Origin of the sequence: Hymenobacter sp. H14-R3 (genome assembly GCF_030063445.1) — a bacterium.
Taxonomy (GTDB): domain Bacteria; phylum Bacteroidota; class Bacteroidia; order Cytophagales; family Hymenobacteraceae; genus Hymenobacter.
Window position 1 is genome coordinate 156,699 of the sequence record NZ_JASITD010000011.1, and the last position, 16,450, is coordinate 173,148.

Here is a 16,450-nt window from a genome sequence, read left to right on the forward strand (position 1 = left end):
TGATTGTGTAAGTCCTGTTAGCTCGCCCTATTTGCATAGGCTTGCAGGCGACCAGCCGCCGCCTGGAAACTGACCAAATACGCACAGCCTAAGGCTGATAGCTCAGCTCTTATTCCTAGCTTGCCAAAATCCTTCTCATTGCGCGAGACAAAGAGCTTTGGCGTAGCGATGGGCATACTCCGCAAACCCGCCAGTACGGAGGCATAGATTAGTGAATCTTGCGGGGTTAGGTTATAAAGCTGCGCCTTCTCAAACGCTTCCTCAATAACCGCTTGGGTCAGCGGCACTAACGTAGCTACTTGCGATAATTCGCCCGCGATGGCGTAAAGCCGTTGCGTTTGCGTACGGGTCCTTTCCGAAAGCAACGTAGTGAGCGCCAGCGTTAAATCATCCATCGCGCTGGCATCACTCTCGGCCTCGCGGCGGTGCTGCGTGATTTCTTTCAGCAAATACTCCTGGTAGCGCTCCCGCTCGTTGCGCAACGGCCGGAGCTTTTCAAATACTTCTGTGAGTGCATAGTGCGGCAGATGCAACGCATAGGCAGTGGATACAGCACCTTGCCGGATTTGCTCGCAAAAGGTATACTCAGCCTGTTGAAACGCTAACTCCAACACAAAATTGGACTCCACAAATACGTGCATCAGTTTGCCTCGCCTTCTAGGTGAATATATCCACGATGAATTAGCGGTTGCAACCCGGTAGTTACCAGCCACTCCTGACCCGGCATTTTCAACAGGGTTTCGGCAGGCTTAAAAATGATGGAGCCCAACCACGAGTAAACCAGCAGTATAAACTCTCGACCGCCCAGCGTAGCTAAAGGCACCTTTTTCAGGTTGATGTACCGTGTAAGCAACGCTTCCGTGTCGCCTTCATACGCGGGCACGGCGCTAGCGGGGTTCCATACCCAGAATTTTTGGGTGGAGATGAACAGAAAAAAGCAAACCGGGCTACTCGCCGCCACAAGCTCGCGCATAGCTTGCGCAGCTTCAGCCAGCTCTGGCCTTGCGCTTCTTTTTACTTCTATTACCAGTTGCGTCGTACCATCTTCCGAGGTCACGAACAAGTCGGTTAGCAGGCGGGCGGTTGTCGGGTACATTGGGCAGGCCGACCAGGTTTGTGCCAAGCCCGGTCCTTAGTTTCAAATATACGCAACAGCCCTAGATATCGCTTATCCATACAAGCCACCCATAACCCGCAGCCTCGGTAAGTTGCCGGGGCTTCTTGCGTTATACTTGCCGCCATGAACCCCGACCAAACGCCCGCGCACCTGCCCGCCCTGCTGCCCCACACCGCCGCCCTGCTACTTAGGGCGCAGGGGGCGCTTGGGCTGCTGGTAGCACCTGCACGGCCGAAATCAGCAGTCTTACACCTCGGCCGGTGAGGCAGAAACTATATAGCTCATTTTGCAATTTTTAAAACTTCTTGTTATATCTTTGTATCGCTTACAAGGTGAGTAGGCCCTTCGCAAGCCAAGAATTTTTATTAATTAATTATAGACTAAAATTTTATGATAAGAACAAGAAGTAAGATAGAACTAGAAATAACCAGAATTGAAGGACCAGATGACAACAAAGACCATGTAGAGAAGATTTATTTTACTACTCAGGCAGGAATAAACTTAAATGATTACCTACTCTACGATACTACCTTCACAGACGGTAACAAAGAATCAAACAAGGGTCGTCACGTTTATCGCTTTCCAGATTACGAAGTAAAAGAGATGAATGAGGTTGAACTCTGGATTGCAGAGAGACAAAAACTAGGTATCAAAGTCAAGTCTATAATGCAAATAAGTCCTAAATTCCATTGGGATAGAAGCAGCCCTATTATGAACGATACAGGCGACAAATTAACAGTAGTGAAAATAGCCACTGCAAAGGCTTTTGAGGCAAGACCTAAGTAGCAGATAGACATAAAAAGACCCTAGCCCCTACTCGGTTAGGGCTTTTTTATGTCTATCTGCTAGTTGACCAACTTCTGACAAGTAGGCAGTAATTTAGAATATTACCTGCACTTTCGTGGGCTTCGCTTCAGCCAAGGCTAAGTTATCAAAGGCATCTTCCGGCTACATTTGGCCTACGTCAAAACCACTACCATGATTATCAGCCGCCGCCAGCACGAGCATGAGTTTAATTTCACGCCTGTGGAGCTAAGCTACCTTCTTACCACTCAACGGCTGGTTGAAAAAAAGATGGAGAATCAGAAATTCAACCCTGAAAAACTCGATGATGAATTTCTGTCTTTTTCGGGTGATATTCAGAATTTTGGCTGGGCATTACAAGATGCAATGGATGAAGGCGCAACTAAACTATCAGTTAAAATGGGTGTGCTATACTTGTTGACTTCCGTTTGGCGCTCGATGAGCAATTTGGGGAATAAACTTGATTTTCCCGAAGGTACGGTCCCATTTAACAAAGAGGAAATTAGCGAAATGCACGATATGCTGTGGAATTATTACAAAGCTAACGCCCAAGGAAAATGACAACCAGCCCACTCTACCCTACTAAATTTTAGGGCCTAAAAACGGGGCAGTCCGACCTTTGGGGTTCCTACACACCATCGCCCGTTCTGCCCCGTGAAGCTAAGCCTCATCGCCAAAATTACGACGCTTTTGCGCCGCGTCCAGTTAGTACCCCATCTGTCCCGGCAAAAGTTTGTCAGTCAATTTGTTATCGCCTTGCTTAAAAGCCGTAACGTACAGTTTTGTGAGGTGGCCCAGCACCTAAACGATGCCGTAAAAATAGCCTCGAATGAGACGCGCATCCAGGATTTTTTTCGCCAGGCAGACCTGAATTACCTCGTGCTGGCCCAGTTGCTTTTGACGTTGCTGCCGGCCACGGGCAAACTACGCCTGTGCCTGGACCGCACGGAGTGGGATTTTGGCTGCTGCCAAGTCAATATTCTGCTCGTGACCGTGGGCCGGGGCGACTTTCAGGTGCCCTTCTACTGGGAACTGCTCGACAATCGCAGCGGCAACTCCAGCGCTGCCGACCGCATTGCCCTGTTGCAAGCCTGCCTACAGGTGCTCGGCCGGCAGCGCATTGGCCTGGTCGTGGGTGACCGCGAATTTGTGGGCCACACCTGGCTCAACTGGTTGCGGGATAACGGCTTGCCTTTTGTTATGCGCCTACCCAAGCACCATCAGCTCACCTTCGCCAGTGGCCGGCGACAGGCCGTGACGGCCCTGGGGCTGGCCGTGGGGCAGCAACGGCATTTCCTGCACTGCCAGGTGGCTGGGGTCTGGGGACAGGTCTGGGTCAAAGTGCTGGCCGACAACGAGTTTTTGTTTCTCTTCGCCGCGCCCGGCCTGCGTAATCTGGCCGCCCTCTACGCCAGCCGCTGGACGATTGAGCAATGCTTTCAGAACCTGAAAGGCCGCGGTTTCAACCTGGAAGCCACGCACTTGCGTTGCCCGCACAAGCTCCGTAAGCTCGTGGCCCTGGTCAGCCTGGCCTACGCCTTATGTCTGAGCGTGGGCACCGTAGCGCACGAAAAAATCAAGGCCATTCCATCCAAAAACCACGGTTGCCGGGCCACGAGCCTGAGCCGCCATGGCCTCAATATCCTGCGCCAGCTTACGCGGCCTAATGCCCGACTGCAAGAGCCAATGGCCCGTAAAATTACGGCCCTGTTAGACTGGATTATTCGACAAGTTACTTATTATCAACTTCCTAAAATAGTAGGGTAGAGTACAACCAGCCCTAATCCACCTGAACCTAACGCTGCTCAACTACCTGACCTGTTGCCCCAAACAGCCCTTGTACTACAACGGACGCAGACGACATTAGGGCTACTGCATAACGTAATGCAGGAAAGCTCGGCGGATTATTGGTTTAAACGCGGTAAAGCAGCGGAAATCAGCACACAATGGGCAGAAGCTGCTTATGCATACCAGCAGTGCGTGGAGCGTGCCCCCGGCCAATGGCAGGGCACCGTGCGGCTGGCGGGGGCGTTGGGACACTTGGGCCAACCGGAAGCCGCCGCCAAGGCACTGGCTGAGGCTAATGAGGTAGCCGATGAGGGCTGGAAGAAGTTGGTGGCGGAACTGCCGGAACCAGTTTGGCAACTGCTACGCGAGGGCTTGGAAGCGGCGCGAAGCACGGCGCAGGACGGCTTCGGGCTGCTGCTGGGGCTGGCATTAGTGTACCGGGCTCTGGAACGAGGGGAGCAGGCCCGCCGAACGCTAGATGTAATGCGATTTATGTACGAGCAGCAGGTCGCGGAGTCGGCGCAGTGGTTCAGGATTTCCGGGAATCTATATTCAGATTCTGACCTTGAAATGCAGGCTATTGCTGAGTGGGATTTTGCCATTGATTTAAAGCCAGATTACATTCTTGCTTATTGCTATCGGGGCGATGCCAGACGCGGGTTGCAGAACTACCTTGGGGCTATTGCTGACTACGACCGGGCTATCGAACTAAAGCCAGATTGGGTCTTTCCTTATCGTGGTCGGGGTGCCGCAAAAGCGAGTTTACTTGATTACTTTGGTGCCATCACCGATTATGACCTTTCCGTTAAATTGAAGCCGGACAACGCGCCCGATTACATCAGAAGAGGTAATGCTAAAAGCAATCTGCAACTTTACAGCAGGGCCATTACTGACTATGACCAGGCTATTGAATTAGAGCCTGATAACGCATATTACTACTACAACCGAGGCAACGCCAAGGGGGATTTAAAGGAATATATTGGAGCCATTGCCGACTACAACCGGGCTATTGAATTAGAGCCAGAGGATTCGGACTATTACTTTTCTCGGGCAGATGCTAAAGAAAATCTGAGAAATTACGCCGATGCTATCGCAGACTATGACCTCGTTATTAAGTTAAAACCCAACGATGAAGATTATTACCGCTACCGAGGGGATGTTAAGGAGAAACTAGGCGACACAACCGGGGCAGCAGAAGACCGAAAAAAGTCAGCTCAACTCACAGCAGATGCAGAAAACAAATAATTCGCTCAATGCAAACCGAAGCCTTTTTCACTAACATCCGCGCCGTTATCCTGCGTGAAATCGGCCTCGCTAAGCAGTCCATTTACGTGGCCGTGGCGTGGTTTACCGACCGGCAACTATTCGCGGCGCTGTTAGCGCGGCAGCAGGCCGGCGTACCCGTGGCCCTGTGCCTGACGCGCGACGAGCACAATATCAATTTCCAGCCGGGCGGGCTGCCCTTTGCCGAGCTGGAAGCGGCCGGCGGGCGCGTGACGGTGGTTGAAGGCCGGCTGATGCACCACAAATTCTGCATCCTCGACGGGCGCGACGTGCTCACCGGCTCCTACAACTGGACCAACAAAGCCGCCCACCACAACGAGGAAAACCTGGTGCTCACCACCGGCGATGCCGAGCTGGCCCGGCACTTCCTGCGCGAGTTTGCCCGCCTCACCGGCCAGCCCGAGGCCGCCACTCCCAGCCCCACGGTGCAGCGGGTGCTCAAGCGCCTGGCCGTCATTCAGTCGCTCCTGACGCTGCACGAAACCGAAGACCTGCCCAAGCACATCGAGCGCCTCGAAGCCGAGCCCCTCCCCGACCCGCGCCTGGCCGCCGTGCTCACCGCCCTGCGCGCCCACCGCTACGCCGAAGCCACCGGGTTGCTGCAAGCCTTCGTGGCCGCCCACGCCCAGGTGCGCGTATGGGAAGACACACTGCTGGCCGCCCTCCAGCTCGAAATCGCCCGCCTCGAAGCCGAGCTGCTGGCCCTCGAAGCCGAGCGCGCCGAAGCCGGCCGCCTGCTCACGGCCTTCGAGCTGTGGCACCAGCGCGAGCTAGGCGAGCTGCTGCAAGAGGTGCTGGCCCTGCGCCGCGACGTGGCCCACCACCAGCGCCACGCCTCGGCCTACGCCGAAAGCGAGTACCAGCGTGCCCACCAGCGCTACCAGCAGCAAACCCACGACCGCGAGCAAGCCCAGGCCGTGGCCGCCCACACCTTCGCCCTCGACGCCGACGGCCGCGCCACCCTCAAAAAGCTCTACCGCGAAGCCGCCCAGCTTTGCCACCCCGACCGCGTAGCCGAGGCGCATAAAAATGCCGCCACCGCGGCGTTTCAGCAGGTGCTCAGTGCCTACCAGCGCCAGGACGTGGCCGGGTTACAGGCCCAATTGCTCAACCTGCGGCGCGGCATTTTCACCGCGGCCAGCCCGGCCCTGAGCTCAGTAACCACGCTACAGGCCCGCCGCGATATGCTGGCGGCTAAGCACAGCGAGTTGATACGGGAACTGGCAGAACTGCGCGCCGCCGAAGCATTCGGGCTGGCCCAGGCAAGCGACACCGAACAGGCAGAATACCTGGCCACCAACCGCGCCGTGCTGCTAACCGACCGCGACCGCCTACAAGCACAGCTAGCGCAGCTTTTGCGGCAAGAAACTGTATAGCAACTCGTCAGGCCGTTTATCCTTGCGAGCGCAATGAAGTGGAGCGCGGCAATCTTTCCTTCACGTTGGAGTCGCTAACCCGATGAAGCGAACGACCAGGAAAGATTGCCGCGCTCCACTTCGTTGCGCTCGCAAGGACAAACGGTTTGCGTAAGCCCTATTACTGAACAACTTCAACGCAAAAGCCCGGCGGCACTTGGTACGAAACCAAATACTGCCGGGCTTTTTGCAAGAGATAAACTCCGCTTAGTTGCTGCCCAAGACAGATTGCTTGTTCTTATTGCGCTTGTAGAGGTAAGCCGCGCCGGCCGCCAGCAGCGCGCCGCTCAGTAATTTGTGCTTGGAGGTGAAGCCGCTGGTGGTGCCGTCGTCGTTGGTGTTGCCGCGGAACAGGCTGGCAATCATGCCGCCCAGGGTGCCGCTTGGTTTGTTATCGCTCATGGTGAAAGCAGGTTTAGGGTGAAGATGGTCTTTTTACGCAGGGAAGGCCGGTGGCGTTATCTGGCCAGTTCGAAATAACTGGTGGCCGGTTATTTTTCAGATTAGTGCCCCGCCGCAGTGCTAGCGGCTTGCGCCACTTACATTCGCCTTTGCGCTCGTTGCGCTTCATTTTTCGCTGCTGCTTATGCACTTCCCTCCCCTCCGCCCCTGGCTTGCCCCCGTGGCGGCCGGCCTGCTTCTGGCCAGCTGCCAGGGCCCCTCTACGGCTACCACCGAAACCGCCGCCGGCGGCGCGCCCACAGAGGCCGCGCCTACCGACACAGCCAGCGTACCCACGCCGAACGATGGCATCACGCCTGCGCTGCTGGCCCAGCACATCAAGGTGCTGGCTTCAGATGAGTTTGAGGGCCGGCGGCCGTTTACGGCGGGCGAGGAAAAAGCCACCACGTACCTGGCCAGCGAGTTCAAGAAGCTGGGCTTGCAGCCTGGCCCCGGCGGCAGCTACTTCCAGCCGGTGCCGCTGGTGGAGATTACCGGCAAGCCCGACTCCACGGCCACTATCGCGGGCGCGGGCAAGAGCCTGACGCTCAAGTACCGCACCGACTACATGTTCCTGACCGAGCGCGAAAAGCCGACGGTCGAAATCAAGAATTCGCCGCTGGTATTTGCCGGCTACGGCGTAACGGCCCCCGAGTATAAGTGGGACGACTACGCCGGCCTCGACGTGAAGGGCAAAACGGTGGTGGTGCTCATCAACGACCCCGGCAACGCGGGCACCGACACCACGCTGTTCAAGGGCCGGGAAATGACCTACTACGGTCGCTGGATGTACAAGTACGAGGAAGCCGCCCGCCACGGCGCGACCGGCCTGGTTATCATCCACGATACCAAGCCCGCCTCCTACCCCTGGACGGTGGTGCAAAGCAGCAACGGCGGCAGCAAGCTGCACCCCCAAACGCCCGACCACGGCGCCAGCAAAGTGGCCCTCGAAGGCTGGATGACCCTCGACGCGGCCAAACGGATGTTTACCGCCGCCGGCCAGGATTATGAGGCCATGTACGCCGCCGCCAACAAGCCGGGCTTCAAGGGTAAAGACTTGGGCCTGAGCCTCACCACCACGCTGCACAACAAAATCACCTACAAAACCTCCAAAAACGTGGTGGCCGTGCTGCCCGGCACTACCCGGCCCCAGGAGTACATTATTTACTCGGCGCACTGGGACCACCTCGGCATTGGCCCGGCCATCGCCGGCGACTCCATCTACAACGGCGCGCTCGACAACGCCAGCGGCTGCGCCGGCCTGCTGGCCATTGCCACAGCTTTCAAGCAAGCCAAGGAAAAGCCCCAGCGCAGCATCGTGTTCCTGGCCGTAACGGGCGAAGAGCAGGGCCTGCTCGGCTCCGATTACTATGCCCAGCACCCGCTGTTTCCGCTGAAAAACACCGTGGCCGACATCAACATGGATGAGCTGCTGGCCTTCGGCCCGATGCGCGACGTTACCATCACCGGCTACGGGCAGTCGGAACTGGACGACTACGCCCGCGCCGCCGCCAAGGAGCAAAACCGCTACGTTATCCCCTACCAGCACCCCGAAACCGGCAGCTTCTACCGCTCCGACCACTTCAGCTTTGCCAAGGTGGGCGTGCCGGCGCTGTATGCCAGCGGGGCCTTCGAGAGCCGCCTGCACGGCAAGGCGTTCGCCGAAAAAGAGCGTAAAGACTTCGAGGCCAATAACTACCACCAGCCCTCCGACCAGTACAACCCCAAGTGGGACCTGCGCGGCGCGGCCCAGGACGCCCGCCTGCTCTTCCGCATCGGCCAGAACCTCGCCGCCGAAACCACTTTCCCCAAGTGGAAAGCCGGCTCCGAGTTCCAGGCCGTGCGCCTGAAAAGCCGGCCGCGGTAGGTAGGGTTAGCACGTCATGCTGAATGCAGTGAAGCATGACGTGCTAATTGATTACCAAATACCTGCAAAAGAAGCCCGATGTGGGTGGCCGCTGGCCACCCACATCGGGCTTCTTGCTTACTCAAAATCCTGTCCGAAACTACGCTTGCTGCTTCACCAGCTCCTTCAGTTTCTTGTAAGTTTTCTTCGAGGTAGCAAACTGCTTTTTCACGGCCTCGCGGGCGTTGCCTTTGAGGGCTTTGCGGCGCAGGGCTTGCTTATAGGCTTTGATGGCCCATTTCTCGCCATAAACGTTGGCGGCCAGAATGGCCTTTTCGTCGCGGTTCGTTACCACGGCCTGGGCGTCCATCAGCTTGCGGTAGAGTTTGCCTTTGAGGGTGGTACCGGTTTCGGGCTTGGCACCGTTGGCGGTGAGGTAGCCGTTAAGATTAGCGGCAAAATGCTGGCTCTGGCCCACCAGCTGCTGGTAGTAGCTGCGCAGGTCGCCGTCCTTGGTTTCAGCCACGGCACGTTTGTAGCCTTCAATGCGGTCGTTCACGAATAGCAAGAGTTGGTCGAGGGCGGCCGTTTTGCGCTTGGCTTTGCCTTTTTTCTTGGGGGCGATGAGGTAGCTCAGGCCAGCGGCGAGCAGCGCGCCGCCCACTATTTTCTGGGTAGTAGTGAGCTTATTGAAGGCCTGGGCCGTTTTTTCGCCGGCGTCCTTCACGGGGGCGGGCACTTTGTCGAGCAGGTCTTTGCTTTTGGCGGCGGCCTCGTCGTACAGGTCTTTTACCTTATCGGCGGCGTCGCCATACAGGTCCTTGGCCTTGTCGGCGGCGTCCTCGTAGAGGTGCTTGGCTTTATCGGTCGTACCGTCGAGCAGGCCTTTGGCCTTGTCGGCCGCGTCGGAAGTGGGTTCGGGCAAATTCATTGCGTTAGTATCAGAGTGAAAGAGAATCGGGTGTTTTACGGTAAGGCGTATCAATGTGTTAGGCCAATGTTACTGATAAACGTAAATCAGCCCAATCTTTCGCAGTTGAGTAGCCCGGCCGCTCAAAAATTGCAGTAGTCCTCGGTGCCACTCAGCTGGGCCCAGCGGGCCGCTAAAAACTTGGCGTAGGCTATCGGCATCAGCCCATAGGCACCCAGCGAGTAGCCGTCGTTGACCTCCACCACCACGGTGGCCCCGGCGGCGGTGCAGCCCACGTCGAGCGAAAAGGCGGCCGGCGCTTCGGGCAGGTAGGCGGCCAGGGCGGCCTCCACCACGGCGGGGTCGAAGTGGGCGCGCCAGTCGCCCTTATAGGGGCGCGCGTCCAGGATGCGGCCGTAGCGCACGAAGCAGCGCCACTCGGCTATAAACTGCACGGGCTCGGCGCACCACACGGGCGTGTTCTGGTGCTGGTCGCCGCAGCCTACGAGGTCGCCGGTGCGGCGCACCAGCACGCCCGTAAACTTCTTGGCGTCGTGCATGGGCTTCACAAATACCGGCCAGCTTTCGGGCTGCGCCGCCACCTCATTGATGGTACTCGCCCACAGCTGCCGCCCCATAAAAGGCTGTAGCACTGCCGGATACCCTAGCTCCTCGGGCACGGCCAGGCCCAGCGACCGCAGGCCGGCGCGCACGGCCGCAATGTGGCCCACCACTACTTCGTCGGGCGCGTGGTCGCGCACCGGCGCGGCATCGGTGTAAGGCACTATCTCCCAGCCCATTTGCTGGAAGCCGTCGAGGGCCAGGTAGTTGTTCACGCTCTGGGGCAAGCCGTGGCGGTCGAAGTGAATGTGGGCGCGCATAGGAAATGAAGTTGCGGTGGTTTGCGGGGCCGCAGTCTTGGCGGGCAAGATAGCGCCATTTAACGGGGCCGCATGCTGCGCCAAGGGCTTGCATTTGGGCGCGCTATAGTAACTAGCAGGTGCCTACCAGGGCAACTCTTTTCGCATATGGCTACAGAATTTTCGCTTTTAGAACGCACCATCCTCAAAGCCAAGGGCTTGACGGAGGAACAGGTAGCTGCCCTCATAGAAATGGGTGTACTGGCCCGGACCGATTTTGAACAAATCGGCACCGTCATGACGCTGCTTGAGCTGCTGCCCGACCTCGACCCCGCCGTGGCCGCCCGCGTGCTGGAGTGGGCGCTGCCCACCGCGGCCACCGTGCCCAACCCCACCGAGATAGCGGCCGTGCTGGTACCCAATATCTCGGTCGATGCCTCCGACGCCGTGTACTGCACCCATTGCAACCACAAGCAGCCTAAGGACTACACGCCCGGCGACCTGTGCGTGAACTGCGGCCGGCAGGCCGAGCCCATTGAGCAGTGCTTTTGGTGCGGTGCCAGCGGGCCGGGCAAGCGCTGCCGCAACTGCGGGGCCAGGTTCGTGCGCACCGCCGAGCTGTCGCTGGCCCTGCTGCTGCGCCGCGAAGGCTTGCCCAAAGATGAGATTCCGCGCCGCCTTGAAGAAGCCACCGACGAGGAGAAGGACGAAATGTGGGGCCGCGTGCGCCGGGCCCGGCTGTAAGCACTACTGAATAAGAACGTCATGATTATCAGCTGATGTATTTAGCACGCTTCCCCATTGCGGCTACTAAATTATTCGATGGCCTGAACGATAATTTTTACGCCTTTTCGCACCAGTTTCAGAAGCCGGTTGGGGTCGTTATCCGGTAGGAAGATTTTTACCGCAATTCCGTCAACAAGCTAGCCGCCGTGCTCTCGCCATCAGCTTTCAACCAGCTGGTGAGCGAGGGCAGCTTTTGCAAGACCAAATCGCTGTTTACCGAGTGCTAGTACTCCGGCACCGGTGACATGGGCCTCACCTACCACCAGACCGGCTCTTGGCTCTTCCTTTTCGCGAGTGGCGAGTGTCAGCCCGGCCGCTACAAAATATACCTGGAGGGGGTGTGGCAGGTGCGGCCCTAAACCACTACCCCACCGCCGACACCGGCACCGGGTGCAGTATCAGCCACACCAGCTCGCGCAAAATCTCTCCCTCGTCCATGCTGCCGCTCTCAATGCCCTTGCTCTGCGCATCGGCCCGCCGAATGAGGTGAATGAGGTCGATGGTGCGCCCGATACTGAACTGACGCTGAGCCAGCTGATATTCCTTCTGGGCAAATTTGTTGATGCCCATCTTCTGCATGTCGGCGTCCGAGGGGTTGTTGCCGGCCTGGTGCAGCATCAGTAGCCGGGTGAAGAAGTTGAAGAGCAGCGTGAGGTTGGGAACCAGCGGGTTGGCCTTGGGGTTTGCGGCAAAGTGGGTGAGAATGCGGTTGGCCTTCAGCACGTCGCGCTGCACCAGTGCCCGTTGCAGCTCAAAAATATTGTACTCCTTGCTGATACCCACCATGCGCTGCACCAGGTCCTCATCAATGGCCTGGCCGGCTTTCACGTTGAGCAGCAGCTTATTTACCTCGTTGGCCAGGCGGCTCAGGTCGGCCCCGATGTACTCGGCCAGCAGCGCGGTGGCCCCGCCGGTTATCTGCTGCTTGCGGCTGCGCACGTAGCCGCCCAGCCACTGCGGCACCTGGCTGTCGTAGAGCTTTTTGCTGGTCATGAGCACCGCGGCGGGCGCGTCTTTGCCGGCCAGCAGCTTGCCCAGCTTCTTGCGGCTGTCCAGGGTTTTGTGCTTGTAGCAAAATACCAGCACGGTGCTGGCGAGCGGGTTTTTGAGGTAGGCTTCGAGAAAAGGCCAGGCTTTTTCGGTTTCCAGGTCGGCCACGGCCTGCGCTTCTTTCACAATAACCACCGTGTGGGCGCTCATCATCGGAAAGCGCTTGGCCTGGCCCAGAATGCTGGCCACGTCGGTATCCTTGCCGTAGAGCACCGTTTGGTTGAAGCTGCGCTCGCTCTCGGGCAGCACCGCACCTTCGAGCGCATCGGCCACGTTATCAATGAAATAGGGCTCATCGCCCTGCAAAAAATACACCGGCTGAAACTGCCGCTGCTGCACTTGTTTCAGAATGGCGTCGGCGTCCTGTGTCAAGGGGTGAATCGGTGAATGAGTGAGTCGGTGAATGAATTACTTAGCCATTCAGCCTTCGGCAAAGGTAAAACCGCCTAGTACCTTTGGGGCTTTCCTGCGGCGAATGCTACCCCCGCATTCACGCATTCACCCACTCGCTCCTTCATCCCTTGAACCTTCTTGAAGAACTAAAGTGGCGCGGCATGTACCACGATGCCATGCCCGGCACCGCCGAGCACCTGGCCAGCGCCGCGCCCGTATCGGGCTACATCGGCTTCGACCCCACGGCGGCCTCGCTGCACATCGGCAACCTGGCCACTATTATGCTGCTCGTGCACTTGCAGCGCGCCGGCCACCGCCCGGTGGCCCTGGTGGGCGGCGCCACCGGCATGATTGGCGACCCCAGCGGCAAATCGGCCGAGCGCAACCTGCTCGACGAAACCACGCTGCGCGCCAACCAGGCCGGCATTCGGGCCCAACTCGAAAAATTCCTGGAATTCAACGACTCGCCCACCGGCGCGGTGCTCGTCAACAACTACGACTGGTTTAAGGATTTCAGCTTCCTGGGCTTTCTGCGCGATGTGGGCAAGCACCTGACGGTGAACTACATGATGGCCAAAGACTCGGTGAAGCGCCGCATCGGCGGCAGCGAGGATGCCGCCGGCACCGGCGGCAGCGAGGGCATCAGCTACACCGAGTTCAGCTACCAGCTGCTGCAAGGCTATGACTTCTTTCACCTCTACAAAAACCTGGGCTGCACCCTGCAAATGGGCGCCAGCGACCAGTGGGGCAACATCACCACCGGCACCGAGCTCATTCGCCGCCTCGGCGGGCCCGACGATAAAGCCTATGCCCTTACGGGCCAGCTCATTACCAAGGCCGACGGCACCAAGTACGGCAAGAGCGAAACCGGCACCGTGTGGCTCGACCCGGCCCTGACCTCGCCCTACCAGTTCTACCAGTTTTTCCTGCGCGCCGAAGACGCCGACGCCCCGCGCCTCATCCGCGTGTTTACGCTGCTTAGCCAGCCCGAAATCGAGGCCATCGAAGCCGAACACGCCCAAAACCCCGGCCTCAAAACGCTGCAAAAGGCGCTCGCCAAGGACGTAACCATCCGGGTGCACTCCGCGGCGGCCTACGAGGCGGCCGTGGCGGCCTCCGAGGTGCTGTTTGGCAAGGGCGACCTGGCCGCGCTCGACGAAGCCACCCTGCTCGACGTGTTTGCCGGCGTGCCCCACCTGCGCGTACCCCGCGCCGAAACCACCGAGATGCCCCTGGCCGTGCTGCTCAGCGAAGCCACCGACAAAAAGATTCTGCCCTCGCGCGGCGAAGTGCGCAAGCTGGTGCAAGCCAATGGCTTAAGCATTAATGGCCAAAAGGCCACCTCGCCCGACACACCGGTGGCCGAACTGCCGCTGCTACTGGGTAAGTACCTGGTTATCAAGAAGGGCCGTAATTTCTTTTTGATTGAGTTGAGTTAACGGTTTCGCATACCAATCGTTCGAGTGGGCGCCTCAACCCCCAGCCCCCTCTCCGAAAAAGAGAGGAGGAGCCTGACGACCGCGCAAAACCGTTCTCCCCCCTCCTTTTCGGAGAGGGGGTCAGGGGCTGAGGCGCCTGTCTGAACGACAACAAACCCCCATAACACGAAAAAGCCCGGTCGATTGACCGGGCTTTTTTGGCTTGGCAGCCGTCCGTGAAATCCGATTAATCCAAAAATCTTGGATTAATCTGTCAGTCAGACTACTTCTTTTTAGCCGCAGGAGCAGCTTTTTTGGCGGTGGCCGGAGCCGCTTTCTTGGCAGCAGCCGGAGCGGCTTTTTTAGCAGCCGGGGCTGGGGCCGCGCCATCTTTCGTTGAGTTCTTCATGTTCTGAACCTCCAAACGGATGGCCTGCGCATGATTTTTCAAGTCCTGCATGCCCTTGCGAACGCGCGTGCCGGCGGCCGCATTGTTCTTGTCGTACGACTTTTCGAAGTCATCCTCCAGCGAGTTAATCAGGTCTTTGATTTGGTTGAAAGGATTTGCCATGAAAATGGGTTGGTAATGGGTGAGAGGGAGAACTAGCGCTTACGCGGCCCTAATATACAGGCGCTTTCTACGCAAGCAAGTTTTCCAGGTTTTTTTCAAAACCGCATTTCTGGCCTCGCAGGGCCCTTTTTTTTTGCATCATGCGTTTTTGGTGAAGCTGCCAAGCTCGTCTATATCGGAAATGTGCAAAAAAACAAACGCGCCAGCCGCCCCGAAGGGCAACTGGCGCGTGGCAGTTGACTTACTAGCTACCAAGGCGTTACACCGTGGCAGCCTGCTTGCTATAGAGGCCCTTATCGAGCTTGCTGGCAATGATTTCGAAGGCCGTAATGGTCGCGTCTACATCAGCCAGCGAGTGCACGGCCGTGGGAATGAGGCGCAGCATAATTACGCCCTTGGGCACCACCGGGTACACCACGATGGAGCAGAAAATACCGTGATTCTCGCGTAAATCGAAGGTTAGGGCCGTAGCATCGGGGATTTGGCCATTCAGGAACACCGGCGTTACCGGCGACTGCGTGGTGCCAATGTTGAAGCCTTTTTCGCGCAGGCCGCTTTGCAGGGCGCGCACAATGGTCCACAGGTTTTCGCGGTACTCGGGGTGGTTGCGAATCAGCTCCAGGCGCTTGAGCGCGCCCACCACGAGGGGCATGGGCAGCGACTTGGCGAAAATCTGGCTGCGCATGTTGTAGCGCAAATATTCAATAACGCCCTCCTGCCCCGCCACGAACGCGCCGATGCTGGCCATGCTCTTGGCGAAGGTGTAAAAAATCAGGTCTACGCCCTCAATGCAGTCCAAATGCTCGGCCGTACCCGCGCCCGTGGGCCCCAGCGTGCCAAAGCCGTGGGCGTCGTCCACGAAGATGCGGAAGTTGAATTTCTCCTTCAGCTTCACGATTTCGGGCAGCTTGCCCAGGTTGCCCGACATGCCAAACATGCCTTCGGTAATCACCAGGATGCCGCCGCCGGTTTCGTCAGTGAGGCGCTTGGCGCGCTCCAGCTGCTTTTCGAGGCTCTCCATGTCGTTGTGGTTGAACACGAAGCGCTTGCCCTGGTGCAGGCGCACACCATCGATGATGCAGGCGTGCGACTCGGCGTCGTACACAATGGCATCGTGGCGGCTCACCAGCGCATCGATAATGCTCACCACGCCCTGGTAGCCGAAGTTGAGCAGCAGCGCGCTGGGCTTGTGCACGAACTCGGCCAGCTCGTTTTCGAGCTGCTCGTGCAGGTTGGAGTTGCCGCTCATGATACGAGCGCCCATGGGGTAGGCCATGCCGTAGTCGCTGGCCCCGTCGATATCGGCCTGCCGCACCTCGGGGTGGTTGGCCAGGCCCAGGTAATTATTTAAGCTCCAGGTTAATACCTCTTTGCCGCGAAACATCATCCGGGGCTGAATCTGGCCTTCGAGCTTGGGAAACGTGAAGTAGCCGTGGGCGTAATGGGAGTGCGAACCCAGCGGGCCTCGATTGGCCGTAACGCGGTCGAAAATATCCACTGAAAAACTTGGGGGAATAAGGTAGGAGAGCAATAACGGCGAGCGCCAGGGCTCACGCAGCAAAATAAGTAAACCGCAAAGATAAGCCGGTGCGGCCCTTGTACATAATTTGGGCATGGCGGCGGGCGGCCGCTGGCTCCATATAGTACCAAGGTAGCGGTTTAAGGTTTTCTTTGTGGCTGTAAAACCGTAGCGTAAGCTTTAGCTTGCGAGTGAGCGCAGCGAGCATCTGGCGTACGGCCCGGCCCCGCCTGCTCGCTGCGCTCACT

Annotated in this window: 16 protein-coding genes and 1 pseudogene; 9 read left to right on the plus strand and 8 right to left on the minus strand. The window is 58.1% G+C overall.

The genetic code is table 11. From position 1 onward, the window contains the following. Positions 1-17 precede the first annotated feature (17 nt). Both QMK33_RS12110 and QMK33_RS12115 read right to left on the minus strand, forming a co-directional pair. Positions 18-629 carry a hypothetical protein gene (locus tag QMK33_RS12110; protein ID WP_283564849.1) on the minus strand — a complete coding sequence of 204 codons (612 nt, stop codon included), beginning with the start codon at positions 627-629 and terminating at the stop codon, positions 18-20. An 11-nt stretch (positions 630-640) separates the two neighbouring features. Beyond that, entirely contained in the window at positions 641-1,096 is a 456-nt protein-coding gene (locus QMK33_RS12115; protein WP_283564850.1) for a hypothetical protein, read from the minus strand. 144 nt (positions 1,097-1,240) lie between these two features. Between QMK33_RS12115 and QMK33_RS12120 the strand changes: the two genes are divergently transcribed. From QMK33_RS12120 to QMK33_RS12145, 6 genes are all read left to right on the plus strand, one after another. Next, positions 1,241-1,381: a hypothetical protein gene (locus QMK33_RS12120; RefSeq protein ID WP_283564851.1), complete on the plus strand. Its 141-nt coding sequence runs from the start codon at positions 1,241-1,243 to the stop codon at positions 1,379-1,381. A gap of 126 nt (positions 1,382-1,507) precedes the next feature. Continuing rightward, positions 1,508-1,903, plus strand: a complete 396-nt coding sequence (locus QMK33_RS12125; protein WP_283564852.1) for a hypothetical protein — start codon at positions 1,508-1,510, stop codon at positions 1,901-1,903. Between the two features lie 168 nt (positions 1,904-2,071). After that, positions 2,072-2,482, plus strand: coding sequence for a hypothetical protein (locus tag QMK33_RS12130; protein WP_283564853.1), 411 nt, complete (start codon positions 2,072-2,074; stop codon positions 2,480-2,482). A 228-nt stretch (positions 2,483-2,710) separates the two neighbouring features. Next, positions 2,711-3,688 (plus strand): IS4 family transposase, encoded by a 978-nt coding sequence (locus tag QMK33_RS12135; RefSeq protein ID WP_283564854.1) that lies wholly within the window; start codon positions 2,711-2,713, stop codon positions 3,686-3,688. A gap of 117 nt (positions 3,689-3,805) precedes the next feature. Beyond that, the gene (locus tag QMK33_RS12140) at positions 3,806-4,954 is read left to right on the plus strand and encodes a tetratricopeptide repeat protein (protein ID WP_283564855.1); all 1,149 of its coding nucleotides are present in this window, start codon (positions 3,806-3,808) and stop codon (positions 4,952-4,954) included. A gap of 8 nt (positions 4,955-4,962) precedes the next feature. After that, a complete protein-coding gene (locus tag QMK33_RS12145; protein ID WP_283564856.1) occupies positions 4,963-6,369 on the plus strand; it encodes a phospholipase D-like domain-containing protein in 1,407 nt (468 codons plus the stop codon). A 246-nt stretch (positions 6,370-6,615) separates the two neighbouring features. On the opposite strand, the gene QMK33_RS12150 is transcribed toward QMK33_RS12145, so the two are convergent. Further along, a complete protein-coding gene (locus QMK33_RS12150; RefSeq protein WP_283564857.1) occupies positions 6,616-6,810 on the minus strand; it encodes a hypothetical protein in 195 nt (64 codons plus the stop codon). A gap of 184 nt (positions 6,811-6,994) precedes the next feature. Here QMK33_RS12150 and QMK33_RS12155 point away from each other — a divergent pair, with 184 nt between their 5' ends. After that, the gene (locus QMK33_RS12155) at positions 6,995-8,716 is read left to right on the plus strand and encodes a M28 family metallopeptidase (protein ID WP_283564858.1); all 1,722 of its coding nucleotides are present in this window, start codon (positions 6,995-6,997) and stop codon (positions 8,714-8,716) included. Positions 8,717-8,855: 139 nt separating this feature from the next. Here the strand turns inward: QMK33_RS12155 and QMK33_RS12160 are convergent, their stop codons facing one another. Together QMK33_RS12160 and QMK33_RS12165 are read right to left on the minus strand one after the other, a co-directional pair. Further along, a complete protein-coding gene (locus QMK33_RS12160; RefSeq protein ID WP_283564859.1) occupies positions 8,856-9,626 on the minus strand; it encodes a PA2169 family four-helix-bundle protein in 771 nt (256 codons plus the stop codon). A 122-nt stretch (positions 9,627-9,748) separates the two neighbouring features. Next, complete coding sequence (locus tag QMK33_RS12165; RefSeq protein ID WP_283564860.1) at positions 9,749-10,486, minus strand: ATP-grasp domain-containing protein; 738 nt, start codon at positions 10,484-10,486, stop codon at positions 9,749-9,751. Between the two features lie 147 nt (positions 10,487-10,633). Between QMK33_RS12165 and QMK33_RS12170 the strand changes: the two genes are divergently transcribed. Next, positions 10,634-11,209, plus strand: coding sequence for a hypothetical protein (locus QMK33_RS12170; protein WP_283564861.1), 576 nt, complete (start codon positions 10,634-10,636; stop codon positions 11,207-11,209). Between the two features lie 405 nt (positions 11,210-11,614). Here QMK33_RS12170 and holA read toward each other — a convergent pair whose 3' ends face one another. Next, positions 11,615-12,673, minus strand: coding sequence for a DNA polymerase III subunit delta (holA, locus tag QMK33_RS12175; protein WP_283564862.1), 1,059 nt, complete (start codon positions 12,671-12,673; stop codon positions 11,615-11,617). Positions 12,674-12,822: 149 nt separating this feature from the next. On the opposite strand from holA, the gene tyrS reads away from it, so the two are divergent. Continuing rightward, a complete protein-coding gene (gene tyrS / locus QMK33_RS12180; RefSeq protein WP_283564863.1) occupies positions 12,823-14,133 on the plus strand; it encodes a tyrosine--tRNA ligase in 1,311 nt (436 codons plus the stop codon). Positions 14,134-14,506: 373 nt separating this feature from the next. Here tyrS and QMK33_RS23485 read toward each other — a convergent pair. After that, positions 14,507-14,683: pseudogene (locus tag QMK33_RS23485) on the minus strand (BF3379 family histone-like protein); the annotation flags it as partial. 259 nt (positions 14,684-14,942) lie between these two features. Continuing rightward, on the minus strand, positions 14,943-16,181 hold the full coding sequence (locus tag QMK33_RS12190; RefSeq protein WP_283564865.1) for an aminotransferase class I/II-fold pyridoxal phosphate-dependent enzyme: 1,239 nt from the start codon (positions 16,179-16,181) through the stop codon (positions 14,943-14,945). Between the last annotated feature and the right edge of the window lie 269 nt (positions 16,182-16,450).

Excerpts from the sequence above, each read along its gene's own strand:
- QMK33_RS12155 (WP_283564858.1), top strand. The coding sequence starts at position 6,995 with ATGCACTTCCCTCCCCTCCGCCCCTGGCTTGCCCCCGTGGCGGCCGGC.
- QMK33_RS12160 (WP_283564859.1), bottom strand. The coding sequence starts at position 9,626 with ATGAATTTGCCCGAACCCACTTCCGACGCGGCCGACAAGGCCAAAGGC.
- QMK33_RS12145 (WP_283564856.1), top strand. The coding sequence starts at position 4,963 with ATGCAAACCGAAGCCTTTTTCACTAACATCCGCGCCGTTATCCTGCGT.
- QMK33_RS12170 (WP_283564861.1), top strand. The coding sequence starts at position 10,634 with ATGGCTACAGAATTTTCGCTTTTAGAACGCACCATCCTCAAAGCCAAG.
- QMK33_RS12140 (WP_283564855.1), top strand. The coding sequence starts at position 3,806 with ATGCAGGAAAGCTCGGCGGATTATTGGTTTAAACGCGGTAAAGCAGCG.
- QMK33_RS12120 (WP_283564851.1), top strand. The coding sequence starts at position 1,241 with ATGAACCCCGACCAAACGCCCGCGCACCTGCCCGCCCTGCTGCCCCAC.
- QMK33_RS12125 (WP_283564852.1), top strand. The coding sequence starts at position 1,508 with ATGATAAGAACAAGAAGTAAGATAGAACTAGAAATAACCAGAATTGAA.
- QMK33_RS12150 (WP_283564857.1), bottom strand. The coding sequence starts at position 6,810 with ATGAGCGATAACAAACCAAGCGGCACCCTGGGCGGCATGATTGCCAGC.
- QMK33_RS12115 (WP_283564850.1), bottom strand. The coding sequence starts at position 1,096 with ATGTACCCGACAACCGCCCGCCTGCTAACCGACTTGTTCGTGACCTCG.
- QMK33_RS12165 (WP_283564860.1), bottom strand. The coding sequence starts at position 10,486 with ATGCGCGCCCACATTCACTTCGACCGCCACGGCTTGCCCCAGAGCGTG.